General features: G+C 37.4%; 23 protein-coding genes and 1 tRNA gene. 12 read left to right on the top strand and 12 right to left on the bottom strand.

Going from position 1 to position 25,965, the window contains the following annotated elements; genetic code table 11:
- The first annotated feature begins 154 nt into the window (after positions 1-154).
- The 3 genes from BLQ00_RS14280 to BLQ00_RS14270 all read left to right on the top strand — a co-directional run bounded on the left by BLQ00_RS14280 (position 155) and on the right by BLQ00_RS14270 (position 3,309).
- A complete protein-coding gene (locus BLQ00_RS14280; RefSeq protein ID WP_093144993.1) occupies positions 155-1,132 on the top strand; it encodes an NAD(P)H-dependent flavin oxidoreductase in 978 nt (325 codons plus the stop codon).
- Positions 1,133-1,140: 8 nt separating this feature from the next.
- Positions 1,141-2,631: a malate dehydrogenase (quinone) gene (mqo, locus tag BLQ00_RS14275; protein WP_093144992.1), complete on the top strand. Its 1,491-nt coding sequence runs from the start codon at positions 1,141-1,143 to the stop codon at positions 2,629-2,631.
- A gap of 192 nt (positions 2,632-2,823) precedes the next feature.
- The gene (locus tag BLQ00_RS14270; protein WP_093144991.1) at positions 2,824-3,309 is read left to right on the top strand and encodes a ferritin-like domain-containing protein; all 486 of its coding nucleotides are present in this window, start codon (positions 2,824-2,826) and stop codon (positions 3,307-3,309) included.
- A 78-nt stretch (positions 3,310-3,387) separates the two neighbouring features.
- On the opposite strand, the gene BLQ00_RS14265 is transcribed toward BLQ00_RS14270, so the two are convergent.
- A complete protein-coding gene (locus tag BLQ00_RS14265) occupies positions 3,388-4,773 on the bottom strand; it encodes an MBL fold metallo-hydrolase (protein WP_093144990.1) in 1,386 nt (461 codons plus the stop codon).
- A 134-nt stretch (positions 4,774-4,907) separates the two neighbouring features.
- Here BLQ00_RS14265 and BLQ00_RS14260 point away from each other — a divergent pair, with 134 nt between their 5' ends.
- Both BLQ00_RS14260 and BLQ00_RS14255 read left to right on the top strand, forming a co-directional pair.
- Positions 4,908-5,240: a hypothetical protein gene (locus tag BLQ00_RS14260; RefSeq protein ID WP_093144989.1), complete on the top strand. Its 333-nt coding sequence runs from the start codon at positions 4,908-4,910 to the stop codon at positions 5,238-5,240.
- Between the two features lie 6 nt (positions 5,241-5,246).
- The gene (locus BLQ00_RS14255) at positions 5,247-6,266 is read left to right on the top strand and encodes a M28 family metallopeptidase (protein WP_093144988.1); all 1,020 of its coding nucleotides are present in this window, start codon (positions 5,247-5,249) and stop codon (positions 6,264-6,266) included.
- Between the two features lie 113 nt (positions 6,267-6,379).
- On the opposite strand, the gene BLQ00_RS14250 is transcribed toward BLQ00_RS14255, so the two are convergent.
- From BLQ00_RS14250 to BLQ00_RS14240, 3 genes are all read right to left on the bottom strand, one after another.
- A tRNA-His gene (locus tag BLQ00_RS14250) sits at positions 6,380-6,455 on the bottom strand.
- Between the two features lie 78 nt (positions 6,456-6,533).
- A complete protein-coding gene (gene bshB1 / locus BLQ00_RS14245; protein ID WP_093144987.1) occupies positions 6,534-7,250 on the bottom strand; it encodes a bacillithiol biosynthesis deacetylase BshB1 in 717 nt (238 codons plus the stop codon).
- A 32-nt stretch (positions 7,251-7,282) separates the two neighbouring features.
- Positions 7,283-8,449, bottom strand: coding sequence for a trans-sulfuration enzyme family protein (locus BLQ00_RS14240; RefSeq protein WP_093144986.1), 1,167 nt, complete (start codon positions 8,447-8,449; stop codon positions 7,283-7,285).
- Positions 8,450-8,511: 62 nt separating this feature from the next.
- Here BLQ00_RS14240 and hutI point away from each other — a divergent pair, with 62 nt between their 5' ends.
- From hutI to BLQ00_RS14215, 5 genes are all read left to right on the top strand, one after another.
- Positions 8,512-9,747 (top strand): imidazolonepropionase, encoded by a 1,236-nt coding sequence (hutI, locus tag BLQ00_RS14235; protein ID WP_093144985.1) that lies wholly within the window; start codon positions 8,512-8,514, stop codon positions 9,745-9,747.
- On the top strand, positions 9,744-10,748 hold the full coding sequence (locus BLQ00_RS14230) for a formimidoylglutamase (RefSeq protein ID WP_093144984.1): 1,005 nt from the start codon (positions 9,744-9,746) through the stop codon (positions 10,746-10,748). Before hutI ends, BLQ00_RS14230 begins: the two co-directional genes overlap by 4 nt.
- 241 nt (positions 10,749-10,989) lie before the next feature.
- The gene (locus BLQ00_RS14225; protein ID WP_093144983.1) at positions 10,990-12,717 is read left to right on the top strand and encodes a LytTR family transcriptional regulator DNA-binding domain-containing protein; all 1,728 of its coding nucleotides are present in this window, start codon (positions 10,990-10,992) and stop codon (positions 12,715-12,717) included.
- 153 nt (positions 12,718-12,870) lie between these two features.
- Positions 12,871-13,290, top strand: a complete 420-nt coding sequence (locus BLQ00_RS14220; RefSeq protein ID WP_093144982.1) for a helix-turn-helix transcriptional regulator — start codon at positions 12,871-12,873, stop codon at positions 13,288-13,290.
- 125 nt (positions 13,291-13,415) lie between these two features.
- Complete coding sequence (locus BLQ00_RS14215; protein WP_093144981.1) at positions 13,416-14,501, top strand: hypothetical protein; 1,086 nt, start codon at positions 13,416-13,418, stop codon at positions 14,499-14,501.
- Positions 14,502-14,512: 11 nt separating this feature from the next.
- Here BLQ00_RS14215 and BLQ00_RS14210 read toward each other — a convergent pair whose 3' ends face one another.
- Positions 14,513-16,543, bottom strand: a complete 2,031-nt coding sequence (locus BLQ00_RS14210; protein ID WP_093144980.1) for a S9 family peptidase — start codon at positions 16,541-16,543, stop codon at positions 14,513-14,515.
- Positions 16,544-16,632: 89 nt separating this feature from the next.
- Here BLQ00_RS14210 and BLQ00_RS14205 point away from each other — a divergent pair, with 89 nt between their 5' ends.
- Positions 16,633-19,179, top strand: coding sequence for a T9SS type A sorting domain-containing protein (locus BLQ00_RS14205; RefSeq protein ID WP_093144979.1), 2,547 nt, complete (start codon positions 16,633-16,635; stop codon positions 19,177-19,179).
- Between the two features lie 178 nt (positions 19,180-19,357).
- Here BLQ00_RS14205 and BLQ00_RS14200 read toward each other — a convergent pair whose 3' ends face one another.
- The 7 genes from BLQ00_RS14200 to BLQ00_RS14170 all read right to left on the bottom strand — a co-directional run bounded on the left by BLQ00_RS14200 (position 19,358) and on the right by BLQ00_RS14170 (position 24,183).
- Positions 19,358-19,825: a hypothetical protein gene (locus BLQ00_RS14200; RefSeq protein WP_093144978.1), complete on the bottom strand. Its 468-nt coding sequence runs from the start codon at positions 19,823-19,825 to the stop codon at positions 19,358-19,360.
- 5 nt (positions 19,826-19,830) lie between these two features.
- Entirely contained in the window at positions 19,831-21,522 is a 1,692-nt protein-coding gene (ettA, locus tag BLQ00_RS14195; protein WP_093144977.1) for an energy-dependent translational throttle protein EttA, read from the bottom strand.
- A 25-nt stretch (positions 21,523-21,547) separates the two neighbouring features.
- Positions 21,548-21,730, bottom strand: a complete 183-nt coding sequence (locus tag BLQ00_RS14190) for a CAL67264 family membrane protein (protein WP_093144976.1) — start codon at positions 21,728-21,730, stop codon at positions 21,548-21,550.
- Positions 21,731-21,945: 215 nt separating this feature from the next.
- The gene (locus tag BLQ00_RS14185; protein ID WP_093144975.1) at positions 21,946-22,815 is read right to left on the bottom strand and encodes a pirin family protein; all 870 of its coding nucleotides are present in this window, start codon (positions 22,813-22,815) and stop codon (positions 21,946-21,948) included.
- A 24-nt stretch (positions 22,816-22,839) separates the two neighbouring features.
- On the bottom strand, positions 22,840-23,277 hold the full coding sequence (locus tag BLQ00_RS14180; protein ID WP_093144974.1) for a MarR family winged helix-turn-helix transcriptional regulator: 438 nt from the start codon (positions 23,275-23,277) through the stop codon (positions 22,840-22,842).
- A gap of 3 nt (positions 23,278-23,280) precedes the next feature.
- Positions 23,281-23,826 (bottom strand): NADPH-dependent FMN reductase, encoded by a 546-nt coding sequence (locus BLQ00_RS14175; protein ID WP_093144973.1) that lies wholly within the window; start codon positions 23,824-23,826, stop codon positions 23,281-23,283.
- A gap of 3 nt (positions 23,827-23,829) precedes the next feature.
- Positions 23,830-24,183, bottom strand: a complete 354-nt coding sequence (locus BLQ00_RS14170; protein WP_093144972.1) for a DoxX family protein — start codon at positions 24,181-24,183, stop codon at positions 23,830-23,832.
- A 146-nt stretch (positions 24,184-24,329) separates the two neighbouring features.
- On the opposite strand from BLQ00_RS14170, the gene BLQ00_RS14165 reads away from it, so the two are divergent.
- Positions 24,330-25,958 (top strand): acyl-CoA carboxylase subunit beta, encoded by a 1,629-nt coding sequence (locus tag BLQ00_RS14165; protein WP_093144971.1) that lies wholly within the window; start codon positions 24,330-24,332, stop codon positions 25,956-25,958.
- The last annotated feature ends 7 nt before the right edge of the window (positions 25,959-25,965 follow it).

Genomic DNA, 25,965 nt, shown 5'->3' with positions numbered 1-25,965 from the left:
TATTCTGAAAATGCGCTGATACCATTCCTTTTTCAGCGTAAAAAAATAGTTCGACTTCCATAAAAAAAAAGTAAATGCACTCGATAAAAAGAAAAAATTAGTCGAATTTTACAAGACACATATATTTAATCTTTTCATTCTATTCTCCGTTACTATGAGTAAACCAGCTTTTATCAATCAATTATCGTTACCCGCTATTGCAGCTCCTATGTTTTTAATTTCAGGCCCCGAATTGGTCATTTCGTGTTGTAAAAATGGAATTGTAGGAACCTTTCCTGCCTTAAATCAACGAACGACCGAAGGCTTTGAAGCTTGGGTCATTGAAATTAAAGAAAGTTTAGCTGCCTTTGAAAAAGAAACTGGTAAAAAAGCAGCTCCGTTTGGTGTTAATTTAATTGTACACCAATCCAACCCGAGAATGATGGCCGACTTAAAAGTATGTATGAAGCATCAGGTTCCTCTAATTATTACATCTTTAGGTGCTGTTTCAGATGTAGTAGATGCTGTTCATAGTTATGGTGGTTTGGTATTTCATGATGTGATTAAAAAACGTCATGCCGAAAAAGCTTCAGAAGCAGGTGTCGATGGTCTTATCCTCGTTGCCGCAGGGGCTGGTGGTCATGCAGGAACTTTAAATCCGATGCCGTTTGTTTCAGAAATAAAATCCTTTTTTAAGAAAACAATTCTACTATCTGGATGTATCTCTTCTGGTAGAGACATAGCTTCCGCTCTTCAAATGGGTGCCGATTTGGCCTATATGGGAACTCGTTTTATCAATACACAAGAAAGTAAAGCGCCAAAGGAATATCGCGATATGATTATTGATGCAGGTGCAAGTGATGTAGTGTATACGGCTGCTGTTTCAGGAGTCGAAGCTAATTTTCTCGCTCCCAGCCTAGAAGCCATGGGAATTACCGAAGAAATGTGGAGCAAAAAAGGAAAAGTGAATTTTGGAGAAGAATTAACCGTACATAAAGATGAAGCGAAAGCATGGGCTACAATTTGGTCTGCGGGACAAGGAGTTGCTACTATTCACGATGCTCCAAGCGTTACCGATTTGGTTTCAGAATTAAAAACAGAATTTACCTCCGCTATTGAAGCACAATGTGAGCTTCTTAAAAAATACAAGTAAAAAATACTATGCCAAACGAATCGATACCTGTAAACAAAGAATACGATCTTATCTGTGTGGGTGGAGGCATTATGAGTGCTACCCTTGCCTTACTTACCAAACTTTTAAAACCTGAGCTAAAAGTTTTAATCTTAGAACGTTTAGAAGATGTGGCTCAAGAGAGTTCTGCGGCTTGGAACAATGCAGGAACCGGACATTCGGCCTTATGCGAATTGAATTATACTCCAGAAGATGCTTCCGGACATATTTCAATTGAGAAGGCGATTTCTATTTGTAATCAGTTTGAAATTTCGAAACAGTTTTGGTCGTATTTAGTACGTCAGAAACATTTAAAAAATCCTTCCGATTTTATCAATAAAGTCCCACATCATAGTTGGGTTACTGGAACCGAAAATGCAGCATACCTCGAAAAAAGATTTCATGCTATGAAAGAACATTTTATGTTCGAATCGATTGAATTCACCAAAGATATAGAGGTGATGAAAAAATGGTTTCCGCTAATCATGCACGACCGCACAGACGACGAAGTAATGGCAGCTTCAAGAATTAATCGCGGTACCGAAATGAACTATGGGAATCTTACCAAAGATCTTTTCAAAATATTAAAAGAAGATTTTAACACAGAAATTCGTTGCAACGAAGAAGTATTGGATATTGACCCTGACGAAAATGTTGAATGGTCTGTAATTACACGAAATACCGAAACAAAAAAACTGCAACATTTAGATGCGAAACATGTGTTTATTGGTGCTGGGGGAGGCAGTTTATTATTACTTCAAAAAGTAGAGATTGAAGAAAAAGAAGGCTTTGGAGGTTTTCCGATTAGCGGTGAATGGTTGGTTTGTAAAAACCCTGATATAAGTAAACAACACAACGCCAAAGTATATAGCAAGGCAGGCATTGGCGACCCACCCATGTCCACTCCGCATTTAGATACGCGATATATTAATGGCAAACGCGAATTATTATTTGGACCGTTTGCTGGTTTTAGTCCTAAGTTTTTAAAAGAAGGATCTAATTTAGATTTATTGAAATCGATAAAGTTTGACAACATACCTTCTATGCTTGGGGTTTTCTGGCATAATTTACCCTTAACCAAATACCTCGTTGAGCAAGTTACCATGTCGTTTGATGACAGAATGGACGATCTGCGGAAGTTTGTAAAAGATGCCAAAGATGAAGATTGGGAGATCCTTGTCGCTGGACAACGTGTACAAACCATAAAAAGAGATGAATTTGAAGGAGGTAAACTAGAATTTGGAACCCAAGTAGTATGCAGCAAAGATGGAAGCATTACATGTCTTCTAGGAGCTTCACCAGGGGCATCCACTTCAGTTAGTATTATGTTAGATGTTCTTGACAAAGCATTTCCCGAAATTTTAAATGCTTCGGAAGGAAAAGCAATTCTGAAAGAGATGGTGCCTACCTGGAACACCGAAGTAACTAAAAATTTATTTGAAGAAGCGTTACATCAATCTGAAACTACTTTAGAATTATAAACACTTTTCATTTTTCTGAAAAACTGAAGCTTCCGAAGAAAAAATTTATAGTAAACGTTAAAAATTAACAATTCAAACTACCTTTTAATTATACCTTAACAGCTTGTGTTAAAGCAATCTCAATTGTGAAAACACTAAGACAAAACGAGTATTTCTAAATGTATCTTTGAGTATAATTTAAAACTAAATACTATGGAAACGACTAAAGAAAAAGCAGACTTGAACATTCATAATAATCTTGTGAATAATCTTCAAGGGTTATTAGAAAAAAATTATGATGCTGAAAAAGGGTTTAAAAAAGCCTTCGAAACAACAAAAAATGAACCTCTAAGAGGCTTCTTAAAAGATAAAGCTGTTCTACATAGTAGATTCGCCAACGAAATTAACGACGAGCTACTAAAACTTAATGAAACCCCAACAACAACGGGAAGTACCACAGGTGCCCTACACCGTGGTTGGATAGATGTTAAAACAGCCTTTAAAGCCAATACTGACGAAGCTATTTTGGAAGAGTGCATTAGAGGTGAAAAAGCAAGCATGAAAGAGTACGAGGAAACGCTTCAAAAGAATAATTTTCCTCCACAAATTTCAGGAGTGTTAAATAATCAGTTAAATGATATTAAAAACACTGTGTCCAAGGTAAAAAAACTGGAAGACATTGCTGAAAATTGGGGATAATAAACCCATAGCCTTTATAAATTTAAAGCCTCGATACAAATTTGTATCGGGGCTTTAAGTATAATATAAAATTAAATTTTATGCTGTAATAGCTATATCAGCTTCTTTTATGGCTTTAAATCCGCCAGCTACATCGATCACATTGTGAATCCCTCTACTTTTTAAAATGGAGGCTGCAATCACAGAACGATATCCTCCTGCACAATGCACATAAAAAGGTTCGTCTTCCGGATATTCTTTTAGATAATCATTTAAGAAACTAAGTGGTGTATGCACTGCCGATGGAATATGCGCAGATGCAAATTCACCATCATTTCGAACATCAAAAACAGCTACATTATCTTCTAGTTTCTCTTTTAAGGTTGCTGCTGAAACAGATTTCATACTTGCGGTTTCTTTACCTGCTTTACTCCAAGCAGAAATGCCCCCTTCTAAATACCCTAAAGTTTTATCGAATCCTACACGTGACAAACGAGTAACAGCTTCCTCTTCTCTACCTTCTGGTGTAATTAATAAAATAGGTTGTTTTACATCGGCAATTAAAGCGCCTACCCACGGAGCGAATCCGCCGTCTAATCCAATGAATATAGAACTAGGAACGTGCTCTTTCATGAAATCCTTCTGATGTCTAACATCCAATACTATCGCTCCTGTTTCATTTGCCAAGGCTTCAAAAGCATCTGGGGTTAACTTCTTTGTCCCTCTATCGATAACGGTATCAATATCTTCATAACCTTCTTTATTCATTTTCACATTTAAAGGAAAATAAACAGGAGGCGGTACCAATCCGTCGGTAACTTCAGCTATAAACTCTTCACGCGTCATATCTGCGCGAAGGGCGTAATTCATTTGTTTTTGATTTCCTAAGGTATCCACCGTTTCTTTCATCATATGCTTTCCGCAGGCAGAACCAGCACCATGTGCAGGATATACAATTACATCGTCAGGTAGTGTCATTATTTTTGTGCGCAAACTATCAAATAAAATACCTGCAAGATCTTCTTGTGTAACTTCAGCCCCTTTTTGCGCCAAATCTGGACGTCCAACATCTCCTAGAAATAGCGTATCACCACTAAAAATAGCATGAGCTTTCCCGTTTTCATCTTTTAGCAAATACGTAGTACTTTCCATAGTATGGCCAGGTGTATGTAATGCAATAATAGTAACATTACCTACTTTAAACTCCTGATTATCTGTTGCGATAAGCGCCTCAAAAGAAGGGTCTGCATTGGGTCCGTAGACAATAGGAGCGCCTGTTTCTTTTGAAAGTGTTACGTGTCCACTTACAAAATCTGCATGGAAATGAGTTTCAAAAATATATTTTATAGTGGCTTTGTCCCGTTTTGCACGATCTAAATAGGGATTTATTTCACGTAGGGGATCTATAATTGCTACTTCGCCATTACTTTCAATATAATAAGCACCTTGCGACAAGCAGCCTGTGTAAATTTGTTCAACCGTCATTTTTCAAAATTTTGACAAAGATAAGAAAGTTATGATGCGAGTTTCTATTTTGAAATACTTAGATGCAGTTTTCACATAACTTTCACAGTTTCAAATGTAGGTTCTAGTATCTTTAACCCTTTATAAATGTATTAATGAAGTCCATTTTTTCTTTTTTACTAATTTTCTTAGTACTTGCTTGTTCTACTGAAAAAGAGCAAATGCAAACCATACGTGATTTGGCAGTGCGAGATTCTATTGAAAAACTGCAACTCCCAAAAGAAACTATAATTACTCATAAAGACATCGTTGTTTCAGAAGAGAAAATAAATTTAGAAAATTTAGGTGCAACTTATACAGTAACAATTACTGTCGCATCGCAAAATAGTACTGGAGAAAAAGTATTGGATACACATACTTTAACATACACTAAAATTAGTGAAGGAGGGTTATCTCCGCACGATTATCAACTTAAATCATTTGAATAAATAATTATGAAATTTCTATTCCTACTCCTAACTGTTTTGTCAGTTTCTTGTAATTCTGCTCAAAATTCGGTTACCAAAACCCCTAAATCAACAATGACTCGTGTTGATTATGCAAATACAATCACTGCTTCCGATTTAAAAAAACACCTATATATTTACGCTGGAGATGAAATGCGCGGACGTATGACAGGAACCAAAGGACAAAAATTAGCAGTAGAATACCTTCGGAATTTTTACCAAGACCATAACATTCCCTCTCCAATAGAAGAAAACAACTATTTTCAAAAAGTACCAAAAGAATACTTCGGAAGAAAAAATGTTGAATTAGATTCTGAAAATGTTCTCGCTTTTATTAAAGGTTCTGAAAAACCAGAAGAAATTGTTATTCTTTCTGCTCACTTGGATCACGTTGGAACCGACGATCAAGGAAATATTTTTAATGGTGCCGATGATGACGGAAGCGGAACTGTGGCTATGTTAGAAATGGCGGAAGCTTTTCAAAAAGCTGTAGAAGATGGAAACGGACCTAAACGTTCTATTCTATTTCTTCACGTAACAGGAGAAGAAATTGGTTTGTACGGTTCTAAATATTACACTGAAAATCCAATTTTTCCATTAGAAAATACTGTAGTCAATTTAAATACCGACATGATTGGGCGTATCGATCCTAATAAAGCAGACAATCCTGAATACATCTACCTCATCGGAAGCGATAAGCTAAGTCAGGAACTTCACGATGTTTCAGAAGCGGTAAATAAAGAATATGTTAACCTAGAACTTGATTATACTTTCAATGATGAGAACGATCCAAATCGTTTTTACTACAGAAGTGATCACTACAACTTCGCAAAAAATAATGTTCCTGTGATTTTTTATTTTAATGGAGTGCATGAAGATTATCACAAAATGACCGACACGCCAGACAAAATCGAATACGAATTAATGGCAAAACGCACACAACTTATTTTTCAAACGGCTTGGGAAATTGCCAATAGAGAAGGTAGAATTACAGCAGATAAAAAGTAACTAATAAAATACTTACACATACAAAAGCCTCGTAGTTTGTTTACTACGAGGCTTTTTTTTGATACTTCTATACACAAAAAAAGTCTTTCATTTCTGAAAGACTTTTTACTTCTGGGTGGAAGACCGGGCTCGAACCGGCGACCCTCGGTACCACAAACCGATGCTCTAACCAACTGAGCTACAACCACCGTTTTAATTTCGCTCTGAAAGCGGATGCAAATATAATTCAATTATAACTGTTACGCAATAGAAAAAGATGAGATTTTTTTAAATCAAATCAGATAATGTCTTTACAGCTACGAAACGCTCTGAGGTAAAGCCTTCTGCGTGCTCTACTCCTATTAATCTTCCTAAATCTTGTGCGCGATAAGTTATGCTATCTCTAAAATTAGTAGAAGTTATTGGAGTTTCTGGTTCATTTGCATTCGCATTGTGAAACTGACTTTCATACGCAAACACCGCAGCTCGTTTTTTATCTATAAATCCTGTTACATCTACCACAAAGTCAGGTTCAATATTTTTCCACTGAATGTAATGATACACATGTTTAGGACGCCACGCTTTTTGATGATTCCCTTCGTGAAAGGTTTCTATTTTTGGCAGACCACTTAAAAAACAAGCATCGCTAGCCAATTTACTTCCTTTTCCGTGATCAATATGTCGATCGTCTATGGCATTACACAAAACAATGTCTGGCTGATACTTTCTAATGATCTTTATGATTTCCAATTGCGTTGCGGCATTATTGACAAAAAAACCATCCGAAAATTCTAAATTATGACGCATAGAGGCGCCTAATATTTTTGCAGCATTTGCAGCTTCAATATCACGGATTTCAGCACTTCCGCGGGTTCCTAATTCGCCGCGTGTTAAATCTAAAATTCCAACTCTTTTTCCGTTACTTATTTCTTTTGCTATGGTAGCGCCACATCCTAATTCTACATCGTCTGGGTGTGCGCCAATGGCAAGAATATCTAATTTCATATGTTTTTAATTCACTTCAGCGTTTGCTTCAATTATACTACTTGTTTTTTTACGGCAGCTTCAAAAGCTTGTTCAAAATCGGCTATTAAGTCGTTTTTTTCTTCAATCCCTACAGAAAACCGCAACAATCCATCTGCAATTCCTTGGTGCGCTCTTTCTTCAGCAGACAATAAAGCGTGCGATGTTTTGGTGGGTGATAATATGGTAGATTCCACCCCAGCAAGGCTCATGGATTGCTTTACTAGTTGTAATGATTTCATAAATACGTCTGGATCGATATCAGGAAGCAATTCAAAAGACAACATTCCTGAAAATCGTTTCATTTGCTTTTTAGCCAATTCATAATCTGGATGCGATTTCAATCCTGGATAATACACTTTTGCTACTAATGGATGCTTTTCCAACCATTTTGCCATGCGTTTGGCATTTTTACTTTGTGCATTTACGCGCAAGGCCATTGTTTTCATACTACGCTCTAACAGCCAAACGGTGTAATCGCTTAAGCTTCCTCCTAAATTTTTTCCAACATTCCAAATACGCATAATATGTACTTCGGAAGCTGCAACAGCACCTGCACAAATATCACTATGGCCACCCATATATTTGGTCGCGCTATGAATCATGATATCAATACCAAAATCGGCAGGCGTCTGATTAATAGGCGAAGCAAACGTATTATCAATCATCGAAACGAGATTGTGCTTTTTTGCCAAGTTTGCAATCATTTCCAAATCGGTAATCAACATCAACGGATTGGAAGGTGTTTCAAGGTAAATAACTTTGGTGTTTTCTTTTATTTCTGAGGCAAAATCGGCTTCTGAAAATCCGTCGGTAAACGAAAATTCGATACCGTACTTCGGAAACTCTTCTACAATAAAGTTATAAGTACCTCCGTAAATCGTTTTTTGAACTACTACGTGATCGCCTTTCTGTAAAAAAGCCAAAAGTGAGGTGCTTACTGCCGCCATCCCACTTCCGAAGATCATTCCAGCTTCAGAATGCTCTAACATTGCAATCTTTTTACCAAGCGCTTCTTGGTTTGGTGTATTAAAATATCGTGGATATCGTTTTACCGCTACATCTTCATAGGCGTATGAACTAGACATAAATAAAGGAGAAATGGCTCCTTTAAATTGTTCGTCTTTAACTTCGCCTACATGTGCGCAAACGGTATTTATCCCCAGTTTTGAAGTCTTCATTTTATGATAATTTTTGGAGCCCTAAGTTATAAATTCATTTTAAGGTTTGCTATCTTTAGCGTATGAAATTACTCCTTACAAATATTAAAGAATTACTTCAAGTTCGCGATACGGCACCTTCAATGCTTCGTGGTTCAGAAATGAAAGAACTTCCAACCCTTAAAGATGCTTGGTTGTTGGTAGAAGATGACTTGATTGTTGACTTCGGAAAGATGACAGACCTCAACACTACTTCTGTAGACAAGACCATAGATTGTACCGGTAAGATTGTACTTCCCTCTTGGTGCGATTCGCACACACATCTTGTATATGCTGGAAATAGAGAACAAGAGTTTGTAGATAGAATTAACGGATTATCGTATCAAGAAATAGCCGAAAAAGGGGGCGGAATTGTAAATAGTGCTAAGAAACTACAAGAATCCTCTGAAGAAACCTTGTACCAACAATCTGCAAAACGCCTTGAAGAAGTGATGCTTTTAGGGACCGGAGCTATTGAAATAAAAAGTGGGTACGGACTTACCACTGAAGCCGAAATGAAGATGCTTCGTGTGGCAAAAAAACTAGGAGAAAATTATCCTATTCAGATAAAAACGACCTTTTTAGGAGCGCACGCCTTTCCTACAGATTATAAAAACAATAAGGAAGGCTATATGGATTTACTTTGCAACGAAATGCTTCCGAAGATTGCCAAAAATAAACTTGCCGATTATGTAGATATTTTCTGTGAAGAAGGTTATTTTTCGGTAGCCGATACCCATCGATTACTTTCCGAAGCAAAACAGTACAACTTGATTCCGAAAATACATGTGAATCAATTTACGGCATTGGGCGGAATTGCAGCGGGAGTCGAACACAATGCTTTGAGTGTAGATCATCTAGAAGTACTAACCGATGACGATATTGAAGCCTTAAAAGGATCAAATACAATGCCAGTGGCGCTTCCCTCCTGCTCGTACTTTCTAAGTATTCCGTACACACCAGGACGTAAAATTATAGACGCCGGACTTCCATTAGCGTTGGCAACCGACTATAATCCAGGATCTACCCCGAGTGGAAATATGAATTTTGTAGTTGCAACGGCTTGTATTAAAATGCGTCTTACCCCAGAAGAAGCGATTAACGCAGCAACCATTAATGGTGCGTATGCGATGGGATTGAGCGACACGCATGGAAGCATTACCAAAGGAAAAAAAGCAAATGTGATTATTACGAAGGAGATTCCGTCGTATGGGTATTTACCTTATGCCTTTGGAAGTAATTTAATTGACTCAGTACTATTAAACGGACAAGAATTATGAAATTAGTTAGCTTTTATTCCGAAGAAAATATTGAAAACATCCTAAACAAACGTGCTGGAGAGATAAAGTTTGGTGAAGGTATAGAAATTGCCCGTAATTGGGAATCTCTTGAGAACAGCAAGGCTAAATACGTCTTATTAGGTATTCCTGAAGACATTGGCGTACGTGCAAACCACGGAAGAGATGGTTCTAAGACAGCTTGGAAAGAAGCTTTAGCAACCCTATGTAATGTTCAGAAAAACCAATTTACAAAGCCTGAAAACGTACTTATTTTAGGTGAAATAAATTGCGAAGATGAAATGTCGCATGCAGAAATTATTCCGAAGGAAAACCCGAACTACGCTGAAAAATTAGGCAGCTTAGTTTCAGAAATAGATAAAAAGGTTTCAGAAACCATTCAGAAAATTATTGCCTTAGGTAAGTTTCCCATCGTTATTGGTGGCGGACATAACAATAGCTACGGAAACATTAAAGGTGCATCTCAAGCGCTGAAAACACCTATAAACTGTATCAATTTTGATGCTCACACCGATTTTAGAACTTTAGAACATAGACATAGCGGCAATGGATTTTCATATGCGTTTGAAGAAAATGTATTAGACCATTATTTTATCTTCGGATTGCACCGAAACTATACTTCACAAGCAGTATTCGATAGAATGGAAGAACTGAAAGATCGCGTGAAATTTAATTTATTTGAAGCGATTGAAGTACAAGGAACACTTTCGTTTAAAGAAGCCATGCAACAAGCTGAAACTTTTTGCTGTGACACGCATTTTGGATTAGAACTTGACATGGACGCGATTGAAGGCATGGGAAGTAGCGCTATGACGCCGAGCGGATTTACGATGACGCAAGCGAGACAGTTTACGCACCATTTCGCTAAAAACAGCAATTGCGCATATGTTCATATTTGTGAAGGTAATTCGACTTACCAACCTTTTGCACCACAAGTAGCGAAAGCAATTGCATACCTCATTACAGATGTTATTTCTGAATAAGTAGGCGCCTATCTAAATTAGAAGTCCAAAATTTCTACCCAAAAGAAGTATGTTTTTTAACATTCTAGGTTTTCTATTGCCTTTTTTTAAAATTTTAGAGTCTCCTTTAAAATCTAAAAGCACTGGTAACAATATAAACATCAGCACATTAAGTGCTTTACTTAAAGAATTGTTAATTTCTCATAAATTTATATCTTTAAAACACTAAACAACGCAACCATTTTCGCTCCAAATCCCCGATATGATTTTAAAAAAAATCCTTTCTGTAGTTTCTTTGTTTCTTTTTTTATTTTCTACCACTTTAAGCGCTCAATCTAACATAGATACTGAGATTGAATCCCTCATTACGGAAGCCCATAAATACCCTCAATCTCCAGATAGTATTACCAATTTTGGAGATCGTATTTTACTAAAATCAAAACCTACAAGCCATTTACGAGGGATGATTAAAGGGTATCTATTAAAAGGAATGTCAAATTATATGCGAGGCGATATGGAGAAAAGCATCGTCTATAATGATTCTGCGTTACTTTTTAAGGACGAAGGTCTTATTCATGAATACGACAATACCATACAAGTTTATATTAACAAAGCGACTGCCTATGGCCGAAAAGGAACTGGTGATAGCGCTAAGGTTTACTTCGGAATTGTACGCGATTTGGCACTAAAAAACAAGGATTATGTAAATGTTGCCGTTGCCTACAATAGCTTAGGAATTGGAGCAAAAAATAATGCTAACTATTCTGAAGCGATTACCCTTTATGAAAAAGCATTACACATTTGGGATAGTTTACAACAAGAAGACAAAAAACCGAGTGTTCTAATGAATATTGGGATCGCACAATCTAATTTAGAAGATCACACACAAGCAAATAAAAGTTTTCACGAAGCACTCCGAATTGCGAAAGAAACAAAAAACGTCCGTGACGAATACAGAACTTACAACAATCTTTCGGTAAACTTAAATCACTTAAAACAATACGATTCGGCGCGGTTCTATCTCAAAAAGATTATCCCTTACTACAAAGAAAAAAAACATTTAAGAGGCGAATACCTTGCTTATCAAAATATTGGACGTTCTTTTTTAAATGAAAAAAAATCGGATAGCGCCTCCTTATATTTTACCAAAGCGCTACGAGGTTTTAAAAAATTAAAAAATGAAGTCGGAAAATGCGAGGCCTATATGCTATTGGGACAAAATAAAATTAACCAAGGAGCGTATCAAGAGGCAATTACCTATGTGGACAGTAGTATTGTTATAGCTAAGAAGCTAAAACTCGACAATAAATTAAAAGGCAATTACGAAGTTTTAGCAAAAGCTTACGAAAAATTAGAAGATTACAAGTCGTCTAACACCTATTTAAAGTACGCTGAAGAGCTTGAAGATAAAGCCTATAAAACCGAAAATGCTAAAAACCTGAATGACCTATTAACCAAGCATCAAGTAGACCGAAAAGACGATGTCATTGACGACCTTAGTGAAGATAAAACTTTCTATAAGTCTACTTTCTTCATTGTTACTGCAATCACCTTAGGGCTGTGTGTGTTATTGTTTTTCTTCATTAAGAGTAATAACGCTTCAAAAAAGGAACTAACGTTACTTCGAGAGGAACTTGAAGAATATAATAAAGAAGTTCCTGCAGCTCCTTCAACATTACTTCACTTAAAAAGTAAAGCAGTATTAAAAACCGAAGCTTTACTATATATCAAATCAGATGGTCATTATTTGGAATTTTTCAGCAAGGATACAAACAAACCTGAAATAGATCGAGACACTTTAAAAAATTGCATCGAACAATTACAATCGCAAGGATTTGCTCAAATACACAAATCGTATGTTGTAAATCTGCAATACATCCGAATCATTAATTCAACCAAAATCATGCTTGAAAATGGAACTTGGCTGCCACTCTCTAGAACCTACAAACCAAAATTAAAAGAAACCCTCTTATCTAAACCTCCATTATAGGCTGCTAGTGATGATGTCACCAAATACACCCCTATGTTATTCATGACAGGTTATGTGTTACTAGTGACAAACATCCCCTTTATTAGGTAGTTACATAATTGTTTGTGTTAGTTTTATTCAAGTTTCAACAACTAAACTAATATCAACCTAATTATGAAATCTCAACTAATTCGCCCTTATTTGACCGAAGATTTGAATGGATTAACGCCCTTACATTTACATCAAAGAGAAATTATTAATTGTTTAAATCTCTTTTCTGAAAAAAAAGTACGTTACCTTCAAGAGGACACACGAATTACTTCAAAACTTGAAAAAGTAAATAAAACCTTCGTTAAGTTAATAAACGATTTGTCAAACAAAGGAATCACACTAGATGTTTTAGAATCGTTTACTTCACAAGAAAAAAAAGTAATAAAACGCATTGCTGAAGGGTTACAAACCAAAGAAATTGCAACTGATCTTTTTATATCCGATCATACGGTACAAACGCACCGCAAAAACATTTACAAAAAAATGAATTGTAACAATGTGTCTGACGTCGTGAAGATTTCTTTACTCTTAGAGGTTTTATAAATACCGTAAAAGTCTCACTCAAGAACAGACCACCCTGTATTGTGCTGATTTTAAACATTGTAAAGCACATTTATTTTTTTTATCTTGTAATAAACATACTATTCACATTTTTTAAACAAAAAAATATGAAAAAAATTATTACATATCTCTGTATTGTAAGCATATTCTTTTCGTGCGCAAGTAACGACGATTCAATTATCGAACCCTTAGAACAAAACGACCCCATTAATCCACCAGCTCCTATAAGTATTGTTGGTAAATACAAGAATTTATCGTCAAACTACGACCATGATATCAATGCTGAAATTGATGAGGAGAATATCAGTTTATTTGGTACCGTAGGAGATTATGCAACCCGTTCAAGAGGTGATATCCCATATACAAAATTAAACGATAGCACTCTTTTAATTATAAATAAGGAATTTCCTTTTTCTTGGGAAAATGACATTCTTACCATTTATTATGAAGGAATACCTGAATATGTATTTAAAATAGACACCTCAATTCCAGATGCAAATGATTGGGTAACTCTTGTAGTTCCTGAATTTATGGTGCTGCAAGATAGTTTTTCTACGGAAACCATTAAAGATTTAACCTTTTACGAAGGACATGTGTATACAAATGCTCATGAAAATTTAAATGGCGACACTGTAATTACTAAAATTAACGTTGAAAACGGTAGTATTGAGCAACTCCCTATTTCCACTTCTGTTTCAACTATTTTAAGAAGCAAAAATATTACTTACAATAGTAACGATAGATTTTTAGTCTCTCACTCCATCTCTCATAGAAACATCGCTTTGTTCGAATTTGACCCTACATTTAGTACGCCAACAAGCACAACACCAATAGGGAATGGAAATGTAAATACAAATCATATTGGATCTGACGGTATCAATTTGTGGGTTAATCATTACAATAATATTAGTAAATATGACCCTGCAAATCATGAATGGGGAGAAATTATCGATTTAGGAATACGCCCTATTAAAGGAATTGATGTGGATAACAACTACCTGTATCTCGGTATAAGTAATACAATTCAAAGATACACGCAAGATCCACTAAATGCTATAGCTGCCTACGATATATTTGGAGATAATGTGTACGCTCTTTATGGCTTTACTTTTATAAGTGAAAATGAAGTGATTGCATCGGTTTACAACATATCAATTTTTAAATATGAAATCGTAAAAATAAGGTTTCCCTAAACAACATTTTGTTATTTAAACTTCTCAAACCATGCCAAGGTATGTGCTACTTTGGAGATTAAATTACTAGGTCGCGCTGCAATGCCGTGTGACGCACTCGGGATTTCAACCAACACCGTTTCAATTTTCCGAAGTTTTAATGCGTGGTATAATTGTTTTGCTTCACTTGGAGGCGTTCGCAAATCGTCCATTCCAACCATCACCATCGTTGGGGTTTCTACATTTCCAACAAGTGAAATTGGTGAAAATTTCCAGTAGTTTTCAAAGTTCTCCCATGGCTGTCCAGGATAACGAGAGTCTGCATAGCCGTAATAATTATCGGCCGTCAATGTCTTGCTAATCCAATTCATAACGGGTTTTGCTACTACAGCCGCCTTAAAACGATTGTTCTTCCCAATAATCCAAGCCGTCATAATACCTCCAGCACTTCCGCCAGTAACATACAACCTTTTTTCATCGGCTACCCCCAATTTAATCAAATGGTCCACACCGTCCATTACATCGTTATAATCTTCCCCTGGGTAATTGTTAAACAACAAATTCCCGAATTCTTCTCCGTAGCTTGTGCTTCCGCGTGGATTCGGATAAAAAACCGCGTACCCTTCCGCAGCATACAACTGTATTTCAGAAGAAAAATGAGGTCCATAATTTAAAATCGGTCCGCCGTGATTTTCAACCAACAACGGTACTTTTGCTCCTTTTTGATATCCTGGAGGATACACAACCCATCCTTGAACATCCCTTCCATCGACAGACGACTTGTACCAAATCTCCTCAACAGCCCCTAAGGTTTTATAATCCAATAGATCTTTATTCAATGCGGTAAGTGTTGTAGCTTTTTTACTGTTATTTACTATTATAGCTACTTCAGCAGGTCTGTCTGGTTTAGAAACCGTATATACAACATCCCCATTTATGGCTACGGAAAAATTTCCACTTGCATAGGGTCTTCCCAAAGTGGTTCCTCCTACGTTTGAAACGATATCCGTCACCTTTCCGTTTAAATCCATATATCCGATTTTAGTAACTCCTAAATCGTTGTACATAAAATACAATCCTTTACTATCGCTTGCCCAAACAATATTCTCCACATCCCGATCTAAGGATGTAGAAATCGTTTTTTTGCTAGAACCGTCAACATCCATGAGTTGTAACGTCTGTACCTGATAGGCTTGTACTTTATCTTTATAACCTGTATACGCTATATATTTTCCATTTGGCGAAACCATAGGCGAACTATCGGGGCCGTCTTGGTCTGTTAATGAAATAATAGATCTTGTAGTAACATTTACAACGTACACTTCACTATTTCGAAAGTCATATTCCCAATTTGGTTTTCTATTCGCTGAAAAATAAATACGTTCTCCGTTTGGCGCCCAAGAAAGACTCCCACCGTGGTTAAAGTCACCACTAGTAAGCTGACGTGGCGTGCCTCCTTCCGAAGGAATTGTAAAAACATGCGTAAACCCTGGTTTTATATACCCTGAACCATCAGATTCGTGTTTCAATCGATCTGTAATTCTAGCAGCTTCTGCCCACTTTGCATCTTTTGGTTTGGCTGGCATTTTAACAAGTACCGGTGCTTTTGCATTCACCTTCATCGTAAAAGCAATCGATTCTCCATCGGGTGACCAAGTAAGTGACGACGGACTGTTTTCCAATTGCGTCAACTTTGCCATGGCGCCAGAAACCAACCAATACACAAAAATTTCATTTCCATTTTCGCCTTTACTTACAAAAGCGATTCGATCTCCTGAAGGGGACCATCTCCCCTGACTCTCATTTCCTTCTCTCCCCGTTAATTTTTCGTGGGTTTTTCCATCACTACTCAATAGCCATAAATCTCCTTTGGAAGCATCTTTCATAATATCAAATCCTGTTCTTCGGTAGATGATTGAATTCCCATCAGGAGAAATCTGCGGATCGTTCGCGTATTCTAACTGAAAAACATCTAAAGCTTCAAATTTAGACATCACCTGAGCTGAAAGCTGACTAAAGAAAAAAAACATGAAAAAAGGAAGTAATCGGAAAATACGCTGCATATGTAAGATTTTTGAAGCTAAAGATACTCCTTTTAAGAGCTATTTCAAATTAGGATTTGTTATGCTATCTTTGGTAAAAACCTCCTACCATGAAAAAAACCATACGCATACTAGTACCTATCGCACTACTAGTTGGTGTTTTCTTGTTTTATTCCAAGAACAAAACAGAATCTACTCCTGAAGACCAAGCTAGTCTTATTAAAGAATATCCAAGTGAATGGATGTACAATCAGCGCGCTTACCCTGATAACTTTATAAACCGCGACGCCATGCAAAAGGCCGTTGCTACTTCAAAGGCAATTTTAGAGAATAGACCTTCACGGTCTGCTTTGGATTGGGAACTTGTCGGTCCTTTAAATACGGGTGGACGAATCACCGACGTAGCCATTTCACCAGATAACGACAATCATTTATATGTTGCCGCAGCGACAGGTGGAATTTTTAAAACAACAGATAAAGGAGTCAATTGGACGCCTGTTTTTGACGATTTCGCAAAACCATCTATTGGTGATATTGCTATTGCTCCTTCAAACGCACAACGTATCTATGCAGGTACTGGTGAAGCAAATGGAAGTGCTACCGATGGTGCATATTTTGGTGACGGAATCTATCGAAGTGACGATGCTGGAAACTCTTGGACAAACGTCGGACTTCCAGAAAGCTATCATATTGGACGAATTGTGGTAGACCCAACTGATCCTGACAGAGTTTTTACAGCAGTAGCTGGTAAATTATACGGTAAAAACAATGAACGGGGTATCTACAGAACTACCGATGCAGGTGCCAATTGGGAACAAGTACTGTTTGTTACCGATTCTACATCGGCAATCGATGTGGCGATGAACCCTGTAAACACCAATATAATTTATGCTGCCATGTGGGAGCGTACCCGTAAGCCTTGGCAAAGAGATTATGGCGGACTTAGTTCTGTGATTCATCGTTCTACAGATGGAGGAACAACATGGACCGAATTAGGCGCTGCAAATGGATTACCTGTAGCAAACGAGCAAACGGGACGTATTGGGCTTGCGGTTTCAGAATCGAACCCTTCTACAGTCTATGCCCGTTTTACTACCAATGAAATTACTAATGAATTCAACGGTCTTTACAGATCTGACGACAATGGAGATAATTGGAGTCTAGTTACCTTAGGAGATCTTTCGGGTATCGATTCTTCGTTTGGTTGGTACTTCGGAAACCTCCGCGTACATCCTACCAATCCCGATGAAGTTTATGTTCTTGGACAAGGAATAGCAAAAACCACCAACGGAGGTACTTCGTGGCAGGATGTAAACGGAATGCACGTAGATCATCACGCATTGGAGTACTCTCGAAACAATACCGATTTTATATTGGAAGGAAACGATGGAGGTGCTTATATTTCTGAAAATGGAGGCGTTTCTTGGACCAAGTTCACAAACCTTCCTATCACACAATTTTATAATATTGAAGTCGATAATATACAACCAGAACGCTTATATGGTGGGACACAAGACAACAACACCATTCGTACCTTAACAGGTGGCACGAGCGATTGGAATGCGATTATCGGGGGTGATGGATTTCACGTCATCGTAGATCCTAACGACAACAACTACGTGTATGGAGAATCGCAATATGGAAACTTAAGAAGATCTACCGATGGTGGTTTTAATTTTTCAAATGGAACCAACGGAATTAGTAGTTCAGACCGTGTAAACTGGAATACTCCCGTAATTATCTCTCCTTTCAATTCTGAAATAATGTACTACGGAAGTAATCGATTGTACACTTCTAATAGAGCGGTATCTTGGACAGCGATTAGCCCAGACCTTACCGATGGCCAACATCCTAGCGGTGCATTAGCGTACGGTACGATAACTGCCATTGCAGCTTCTTACAACGACACTAATACAATTTACACAGGAAGTGATGATGGAAATGTAAATGTTACGTTCGACGGAGGTACTTCTTGGACCAACGTTAGTGGTAATTTGCCAGACAGATACGTAACGTCACTAGCTACCGTTCCTGGAGATGACAATACAGCTTATGTAACTTTTTCTGGATATGGTTTATTAGACTACGATGCACACGTTTTTAAAACCATCGATGGAGGTCAAAATTGGACTGATATTTCTTCCAATTTACCGAGCATTCCTGTGAATGATATTATTGTTTCAAATGCTAACAGCATCCTTTTTGTAGCCACCGACCTTAATGTTTGGTATTCTATAAATGACGGCGGCAGTTGGGATATCGTTGGAAACGACCTTCCTTTAAACATTATTCGAGATCTTAAAATTCACGAGCCTACCAACACACTTTATGCTGGAACATTTGGTAGATCGATGCACAGTTACGATATGTCGAATATAATTTTGAGTGTAAATTCGAATGATCTTGCTTCGGAAAGTATTAAAATATATCCAATTCCTGCGCAAAACGAAATTACCATCGCGCACGAGTTTACTTCAGAAGGAACGATTACATTGTATGATTTTACTGGAAAAGAACTCAAAACACTCTTTAACGGAAACTTTGGAGCTTCAAAAACGATTTCAGTTTCAACAGAAGGATTTGCAAATGGCATGTACCTACTAAAATTTACAAACGAAGGAAAAACACTTAGTAAGAAAATAACTATTTCAAACTAAAAACAGTTCAGAAAAAATAGAAAAACGCCATAACAAGAATGCTATGGCGCTTTTTTTATATCAAGTTGATTGAAATCGGAAATTTTAAGTCTCTAACTCTTAAGTAGGATTCGACGGCGCTCAACCCTACAAAACCAAGTAAGTATTACTTTTTAAACACTTTTATATACTATAAAAACTACTGTCTTTTTTCACATGAAACACCCCAAATTGAAATAACTTTTTTGGCAGTATTAATTGCTACAGATTGGGTGTCGACTACTTTAAAATCGTCTCCTGTACTGTAATTACTATCAAATAAAGAAGCCACAGAAAAAGAAGGATTCTGAAACGTAATTGTTTTCCAAGATCCTGCTGACGTATAAAATCCCTTTTCTGAAATCTGTACAGGCTTGTCACCACTTTCAGGTTGTGGAATACTTACAAACTCAAACTTAAAGGTATTGTTGTCATAAAACTGAATCGCAATAGAAGCCACTCCATTTCCAAGACTTTTATACCCTACCGTTTCTTTTCCCAACGTAACCTTTTTAGTTGTTTTAGAAACTTTACTAGTCGTTTCTACTCCCGTATCGGTAGCTTTTTTCTTTGCTCCACAAGAAGCAAGTACAACAACACACATCAAGAACACAATTTTTTTAAGCATCGTTATTATCGAATTAATTTTTTATACTTAATACGCTTCGGCATTAAATCACCACCCAAACGTTGTTTTTTATTCTCTTCGTATTCACTAAAACCACCTTCGAAGAAATAAACTTGACTATCACCTTCAAACGCAAGAATGTGCGTACAAATACGGTCTAAAAACCAACGGTCGTGACTAATTACTACAGCACAACCTGCAAAGTTTTCAAGTCCTTCTTCCAACGCTCGTAAGGTATTTACATCCAAATCATTGGTAGGCTCATCCAATAGCAAAACGTTTCCTTCTTCTTTCAGTGTCATGGCCAAGTGCAAGCGATTCCGCTCACCCCCAGAAAGCATTGCTACTTTCTTGTTTTGCTCGCTTCCACTAAAATTAAAACGACTTAAATAGGCTCTAGAATTAACTTGTTTGCCACCCATCATTACCAAGTCTTGCTCGTCACTAAAGTTTTGCCAAATGGTTTTTTCTGGATCTATATTCGAATGTGCCTGATCTACATACGCGATTTTAGCCGTTTCTCCAATGGTAAAGCTTCCTTTGTCTGGTGTTTCTTCACCCATAATCATTCTGAAAATCGTGGTTTTACCAGCCCCGTTCGGACCAATAACACCTACAATTCCAGCCTGTGGAAGGTTAAAATTTAAATCTTCGTATAATAATTTATCGTCATACGCTTTGCTAACGCCCGAAGCTTCAATCACATTAGTTCCCAAACGAGGTCCGTTCGGAATGTAAATCTCCAGCTTCTCGTCCAGTTGCTTTTGATCCTGGCTCATTAACTTATCGTAATTCTTCAAACGTGCTTTTTGTTTGGTCTGACGTCCTTTTGCACCTTGACGTACCCATTCTAGCTCACGCTCCAACGTTTTTTGACGTTTAGAAGCCGTTTTACTCTCCTGCGCCAAACGTTTTGATTTTTGATCCAACCAAGATGAGTAATTCCCTTTCCACGGAATTCCTTCTCCTCGATCCAATTCTAAAATCCAACCCGCTACGTTATCTAAGAAATACCTATCGTGCGTTACAGCGATTACTGTTCCTTTGTATTGCGCTAAATGATGCTCTAACCAATGTACACTTTCAGCATCCAAGTGGTTGGTAGGCTCATCCAACAATAACACATCTGGTTCTTGCAATAACAATCTACACAACGCAACACGACGACGCTCTCCACCAGAAAGCACGCCTATTTTTTTATCACCATCTGGCGTGCGTAATGCATCCATGGCAATTTCAAGTTTGGTATCCAACTCCCAAGCATTGGCAGCATCAATTTCGTCTTGAAGCACTGCTTGACGGTCCATAAGCTTTTGCATTTTATCTGCATCGCTATACACCTCTTCCAAACCAAACATATCGTTAATCTTATTGTATTCGTCAAGGATTGCTACTGTTTCAGCAGCACCTTCACGCACAACTTCCATCACCGTTTTATCTTCATCTAGTTTCGGTTCTTGCTCTAAATACCCTACAGAATATCCAGGGGCAAATACCACATCACCTTGGTAGTTTTTTTCAACTCCCGCAATAATTTTCAACAAGGTAGATTTACCACTACCATTCAATCCTAAAATTCCAATTTTAGCACCGTAAAAAAAGCTTAAATAAATATTTTTCAGAACTGGTGTTTGAGCGTTTGGAAACGTCTTCGTTAACCCAGACATTGAAAAAATTACTTTCTTATCATCAGACATATATAAAAAAAATTAAGTGTTAATACTAAACGCGTCCTTTCAACGCATTAAAAACCCAAGCAATAGCGAAAAAACCAATTCCAACAGATGCAAATCCCCATCCTGCAACATCATCATATCTAAAAGCGCCTAATGCAATTAAAGCAACTCCCACTAATATCATTATAAATGTGGCCCAAGCCAGTACTGTATTTTTATTCATTCCCATAGTTTATTTTTTTGGGCGTTCTCGCCGATGGCGAACCGGGCTTTCGGCTATATCCCCAATACGTATTGGGGGATGCCGCCTCTATCCCTAACGCGGTTATTCACTTCAATTTTGAGGTTAGAAGTGGTAAAAGTTCTTTTAAATTCTCATTCGTAGAACAAAAGCAAATATCGTGATTTTTAACTAAAAAAAGCATCCCTAAAGATGCTTTATTACTATGCGGGAAGAAAACCCATTTTACCTTGCTGATAATCACGCAACGCTTCCATTATTTCGGTTTGTGTATTCATTACATAAGGTCCCCAAGAAGTTACTTTTTCTTTGATAGGCTCGCCCGATAAAAACAACAACGTACTTTTTGCGTTCCCTTCAAAGGTTATTCCCTCACCATCTTGATGAAACCAAAGCAACTGATTTTCATTCTTTTTCAACACTTCAGAAGCATTGATTTTCACTTCTCCATCTAACAAATACAACAAGGATTGATGGCTTTCCGGAATTCTCAACTCGTACTTCCCCCCTGCTTCCACCGAAATCATATAGGCATTTACAGCCGTCTGCGTAGCAAATCGTCCGTAGGTGCCTTCCAATTCCCCTGCAATCACTTTTAAGATAACCTTCCCGTCTTCCGAAGTAACCGTCAAAAAATGATCACTTTCAACATGTTGGTAATTGGACGGAATCATTTTCTTTTCCGAAGGTAAATTCAGCCATAATTGTATGCCTTCCAACGTGCCTCCTTTTTTTACAAATTCTTTGGTCGGTGCTTCTGCATGAATTACACCTCGACCGGCAGTCGTCCATTGTACATCGCCTCCCTTTACCACACTTTCGTTTCCTAACGAATCGCGATGCAACTGCTCTCCGCTAATTAAAAATGTAATGGGTTCGAAACCACGATGCGGATGTGGCCCTAAATCCATCGGATTGTTGTATTCGTTTATTTCATAAGGTCCGTAATGATGTAGCAATAAAAACGGATCTATTGCTTCAATCGCTTCGGTTGGAAACGGCTGACGTAAACGCACTCCTCCCATACTTACAAAATCACTTCGCCCTATTTCTTTACTACTATTTGTTTTCATTTCAAACCCCTTATTACATTTATTTTATCGTATTTTATCAAGCAAATCACTTAAAAGTGCTGCTTCTTTATCCGACAAGTTTTTCAACCAGTCTAAGGGCTTATTGTCGTCAATTTTTTGCAACAACGAAAGTCCTTTTTGAGTAATCTCAATATGAACCACACGGCGATCACTTTCGCAAGCTATTCGTTCAATTAGGTTTTTTGCACACATCTTATCCATTAACCGCGTGGTATTTGGATTCCGATCTATCATTCGTTCCTTAATCGACTGAACTGCCATTGGTTTTCCGGCGCCTCTTAAAATTCGCAACACATTAAATTGTTGGGGAGAGATTCCGAAGGGTTTAAAAAATGCATTTTCACGACTACTAATCCAACTTGCAGTGTACATAATATTTAACAACGCTTTCATTTTGTTGTTAGAAAATTGCATCTGTATGTCTTTAGAAATATCGCCCATGTTTTATTTTTCAAACGTTTCTACAGCATTTTTAAAAGTATCTATAGCGACGTCTAAATCTTTACGAAGTTCCATATCTGTAATCCCTTCCGAAGAAAAATTCTGACTAAAACTTGGCAAAGAGAAATCTGCTACCACATTACCTCCATTGTAAGGAAATCGTGCTTTGGCAATTTCCAATACCGAAGCGCCACCACGTGCACCTGGGGACGTTGCCAATAACAACATAGGCACTCCTCCAAATACTTTACCATCAATTCGCGACATCCAATCGAAACTATTTTTAAACACAGCCGAATACGCGCCATTGTGTTCGGCTAATGATAGTACAAGTCCATCCGCTCCTTGTAATATCTCTAACAACTTTGTTGCGTTTTCGGGAATTCCTTTCTCTGTTTCTAAGTCGATCCCAAAAAGGGGCATCTCAAAATCGTTTAAATCTATCGTAGTAACTGCCACTTCTTCTAACTGATTGGCTACATAATGTGCTAGTTCTTTATTGATAGATTGTTTGCTATTACTTCCTGCAAGTGCTATTATATTTTTCATGGATTATTTTATTTTTTTTGAATAAAAGTAAGAAACTAGTAATAAAATTAATGCAATTAAAGCTCCCATTTGTTCACCATCGCCTATCATAACGTGTGCAAAAAAGGCCAAAATGAAGGCGAAGAAAAAACCTGCATACGCCCATTCTTTCAACACTTTAAAGGTCGGTACCCATAAAGCCACCAATCCTAATAATTTTGCAATTGCATACGGATACACGATATATCCTGGATATCCGAAGGTTTCAAACATCTGGACAACCATGTCATGACTAAAAAGGTACATACTTACCGAGTACAGCATTAAGACGGTTAACAATCCAGTAGCTACATAAAAAATAATTTTATTTGTTTTCATTCTTTTTGTTTTTAAAGTTTTGACAAATGTATTAATTATTTATTTAATTACCTAGGAAACTATTTCCAAGGTAAATAATTGAAAAGCGACGGCTTCTTATTATAAATGTTTCGATATTTTGTATTTTAGCCGGAAATAGGAAACCCGTGGATATCAACTTCAACAAAAACGAAGATCATAATAAATTATTAGCTTCAGAATTACGCCAGAAACTAACTAAAGTAAAGCTTGGTGGTGGCGAAAAACGTATTGAAAAGCATCATGCAAAAGGTAAGATGACCGCCAGAGAGCGTATTGCGTATCTTTTGGACGAAAAAAAACCTAGCATCGAAATTGCTGCCTTTGCAGGAGATGATATGTATGCCGAACACGGCGGTTGCCCTAGTGGTGGCGTGGTGATTAAAATGGGATACGTAAAAGGAAAACAATGCCTCGTGGTTGCCAACGACGCAACCGTAAAAGCAGGTGCCTGGTTTCCAATTACGGGAAAGAAAAACTTACGCGCGCAAGAAATTGCCATTGAAAATAAACTTCCTATTATTTATTTGGTAGATAGCGCGGGGGTCTATTTACCCTTGCAAGATGAAATTTTTCCAGATAAGGAACACTTCGGGCGAATTTTTAGAAACAACGCCATCATGAGCAGTATGGGAATTACTCAAATTGCCGCTGTTATGGGGAGTTGTGTTGCTGGAGGAGCTTATTTACCTATTATGAGCGATGAAGCGTTAATTGTAGATAAAACTGGAAGTATCTTTTTAGCAGGGAGTTATTTAGTGAAAGCTGCTATTGGTGAAACCATCGACAATGAAACTTTAGGAGGCGCTACCACACATTGTGAAATAAGTGGCGTAACCGATTACAAAGCCAAAGACGATAAAGACGCTTTAGATACCATTAAAAATATTGTATCTAAAATTGGTGATTATGACAAAGCGGGTTTTAATAGAGAAGCACCTAAGAAGCCTACCTTAAAACCAGATGACATTTTCGGAATTCTGCCTAAATCGAGAGCTGAACAATACGATATGCGCGAAATTATTAAGCGTATAGTAGATGAAAGTGAATTTGAAGAGTATAAAAAAGGCTACGGACAAACAATCCTTACTGGATATGCGCGCATTGATGGCTGGGCAGTTGGTATTGTTGCCAACCAACGTAAATTGGTAAAAACCAAACAAGGAGAAATGCAATTTGGCGGTGTAATTTATAGCGATAGTGCCGACAAAGCCACTCGTTTTATTGCCAATTGCAATCAGAAAAAAATCCCTTTGGTCTTTTTACAGGATGTGACTGGCTTTATGGTAGGAAGTAAAAGTGAACACGGAGGAATTATAAAAGACGGTGCCAAAATGGTAAACGCTGTGAGTAACAGTGTGGTTCCAAAATTCACAATTGTAATAGGAAACTCTTACGGAGCAGGAAATTACGCCATGTGCGGAAAAGCTTACGATCCTCGACTTATTGTTGCTTGGCCTAGTGCCGAACTAGCGGTAATGAGTGGAAATAGTGCTGCCAAAGTATTGCTTCAAATTGAAACAGCTTCTCTAAAGAAGAAAGGCGAAACCATTACTCCAGAAGTTGAAAAAGAATTATACGATCGCATTAAAGCGAGATACGACAAACAAATATCACCGTATTATGCAGCCTCTAGAATTTGGACCGATGCCGTTATTAATCCGTTAGATACCCGAACGTGGATTTCTATGGGAATTGAAGCAGCTAACCACGCTCCTATCGAAAAACCATTTAATTTAGGGGTTATTCAGGTATAGTTTTTTT

The organism is Ulvibacter litoralis (assembly GCF_900102055.1).
GTDB classification, from domain to species: domain Bacteria; phylum Bacteroidota; class Bacteroidia; order Flavobacteriales; family Flavobacteriaceae; genus Ulvibacter; species Ulvibacter litoralis.
This window is presented reverse-complemented; position numbering and strand designations above follow the sequence as displayed.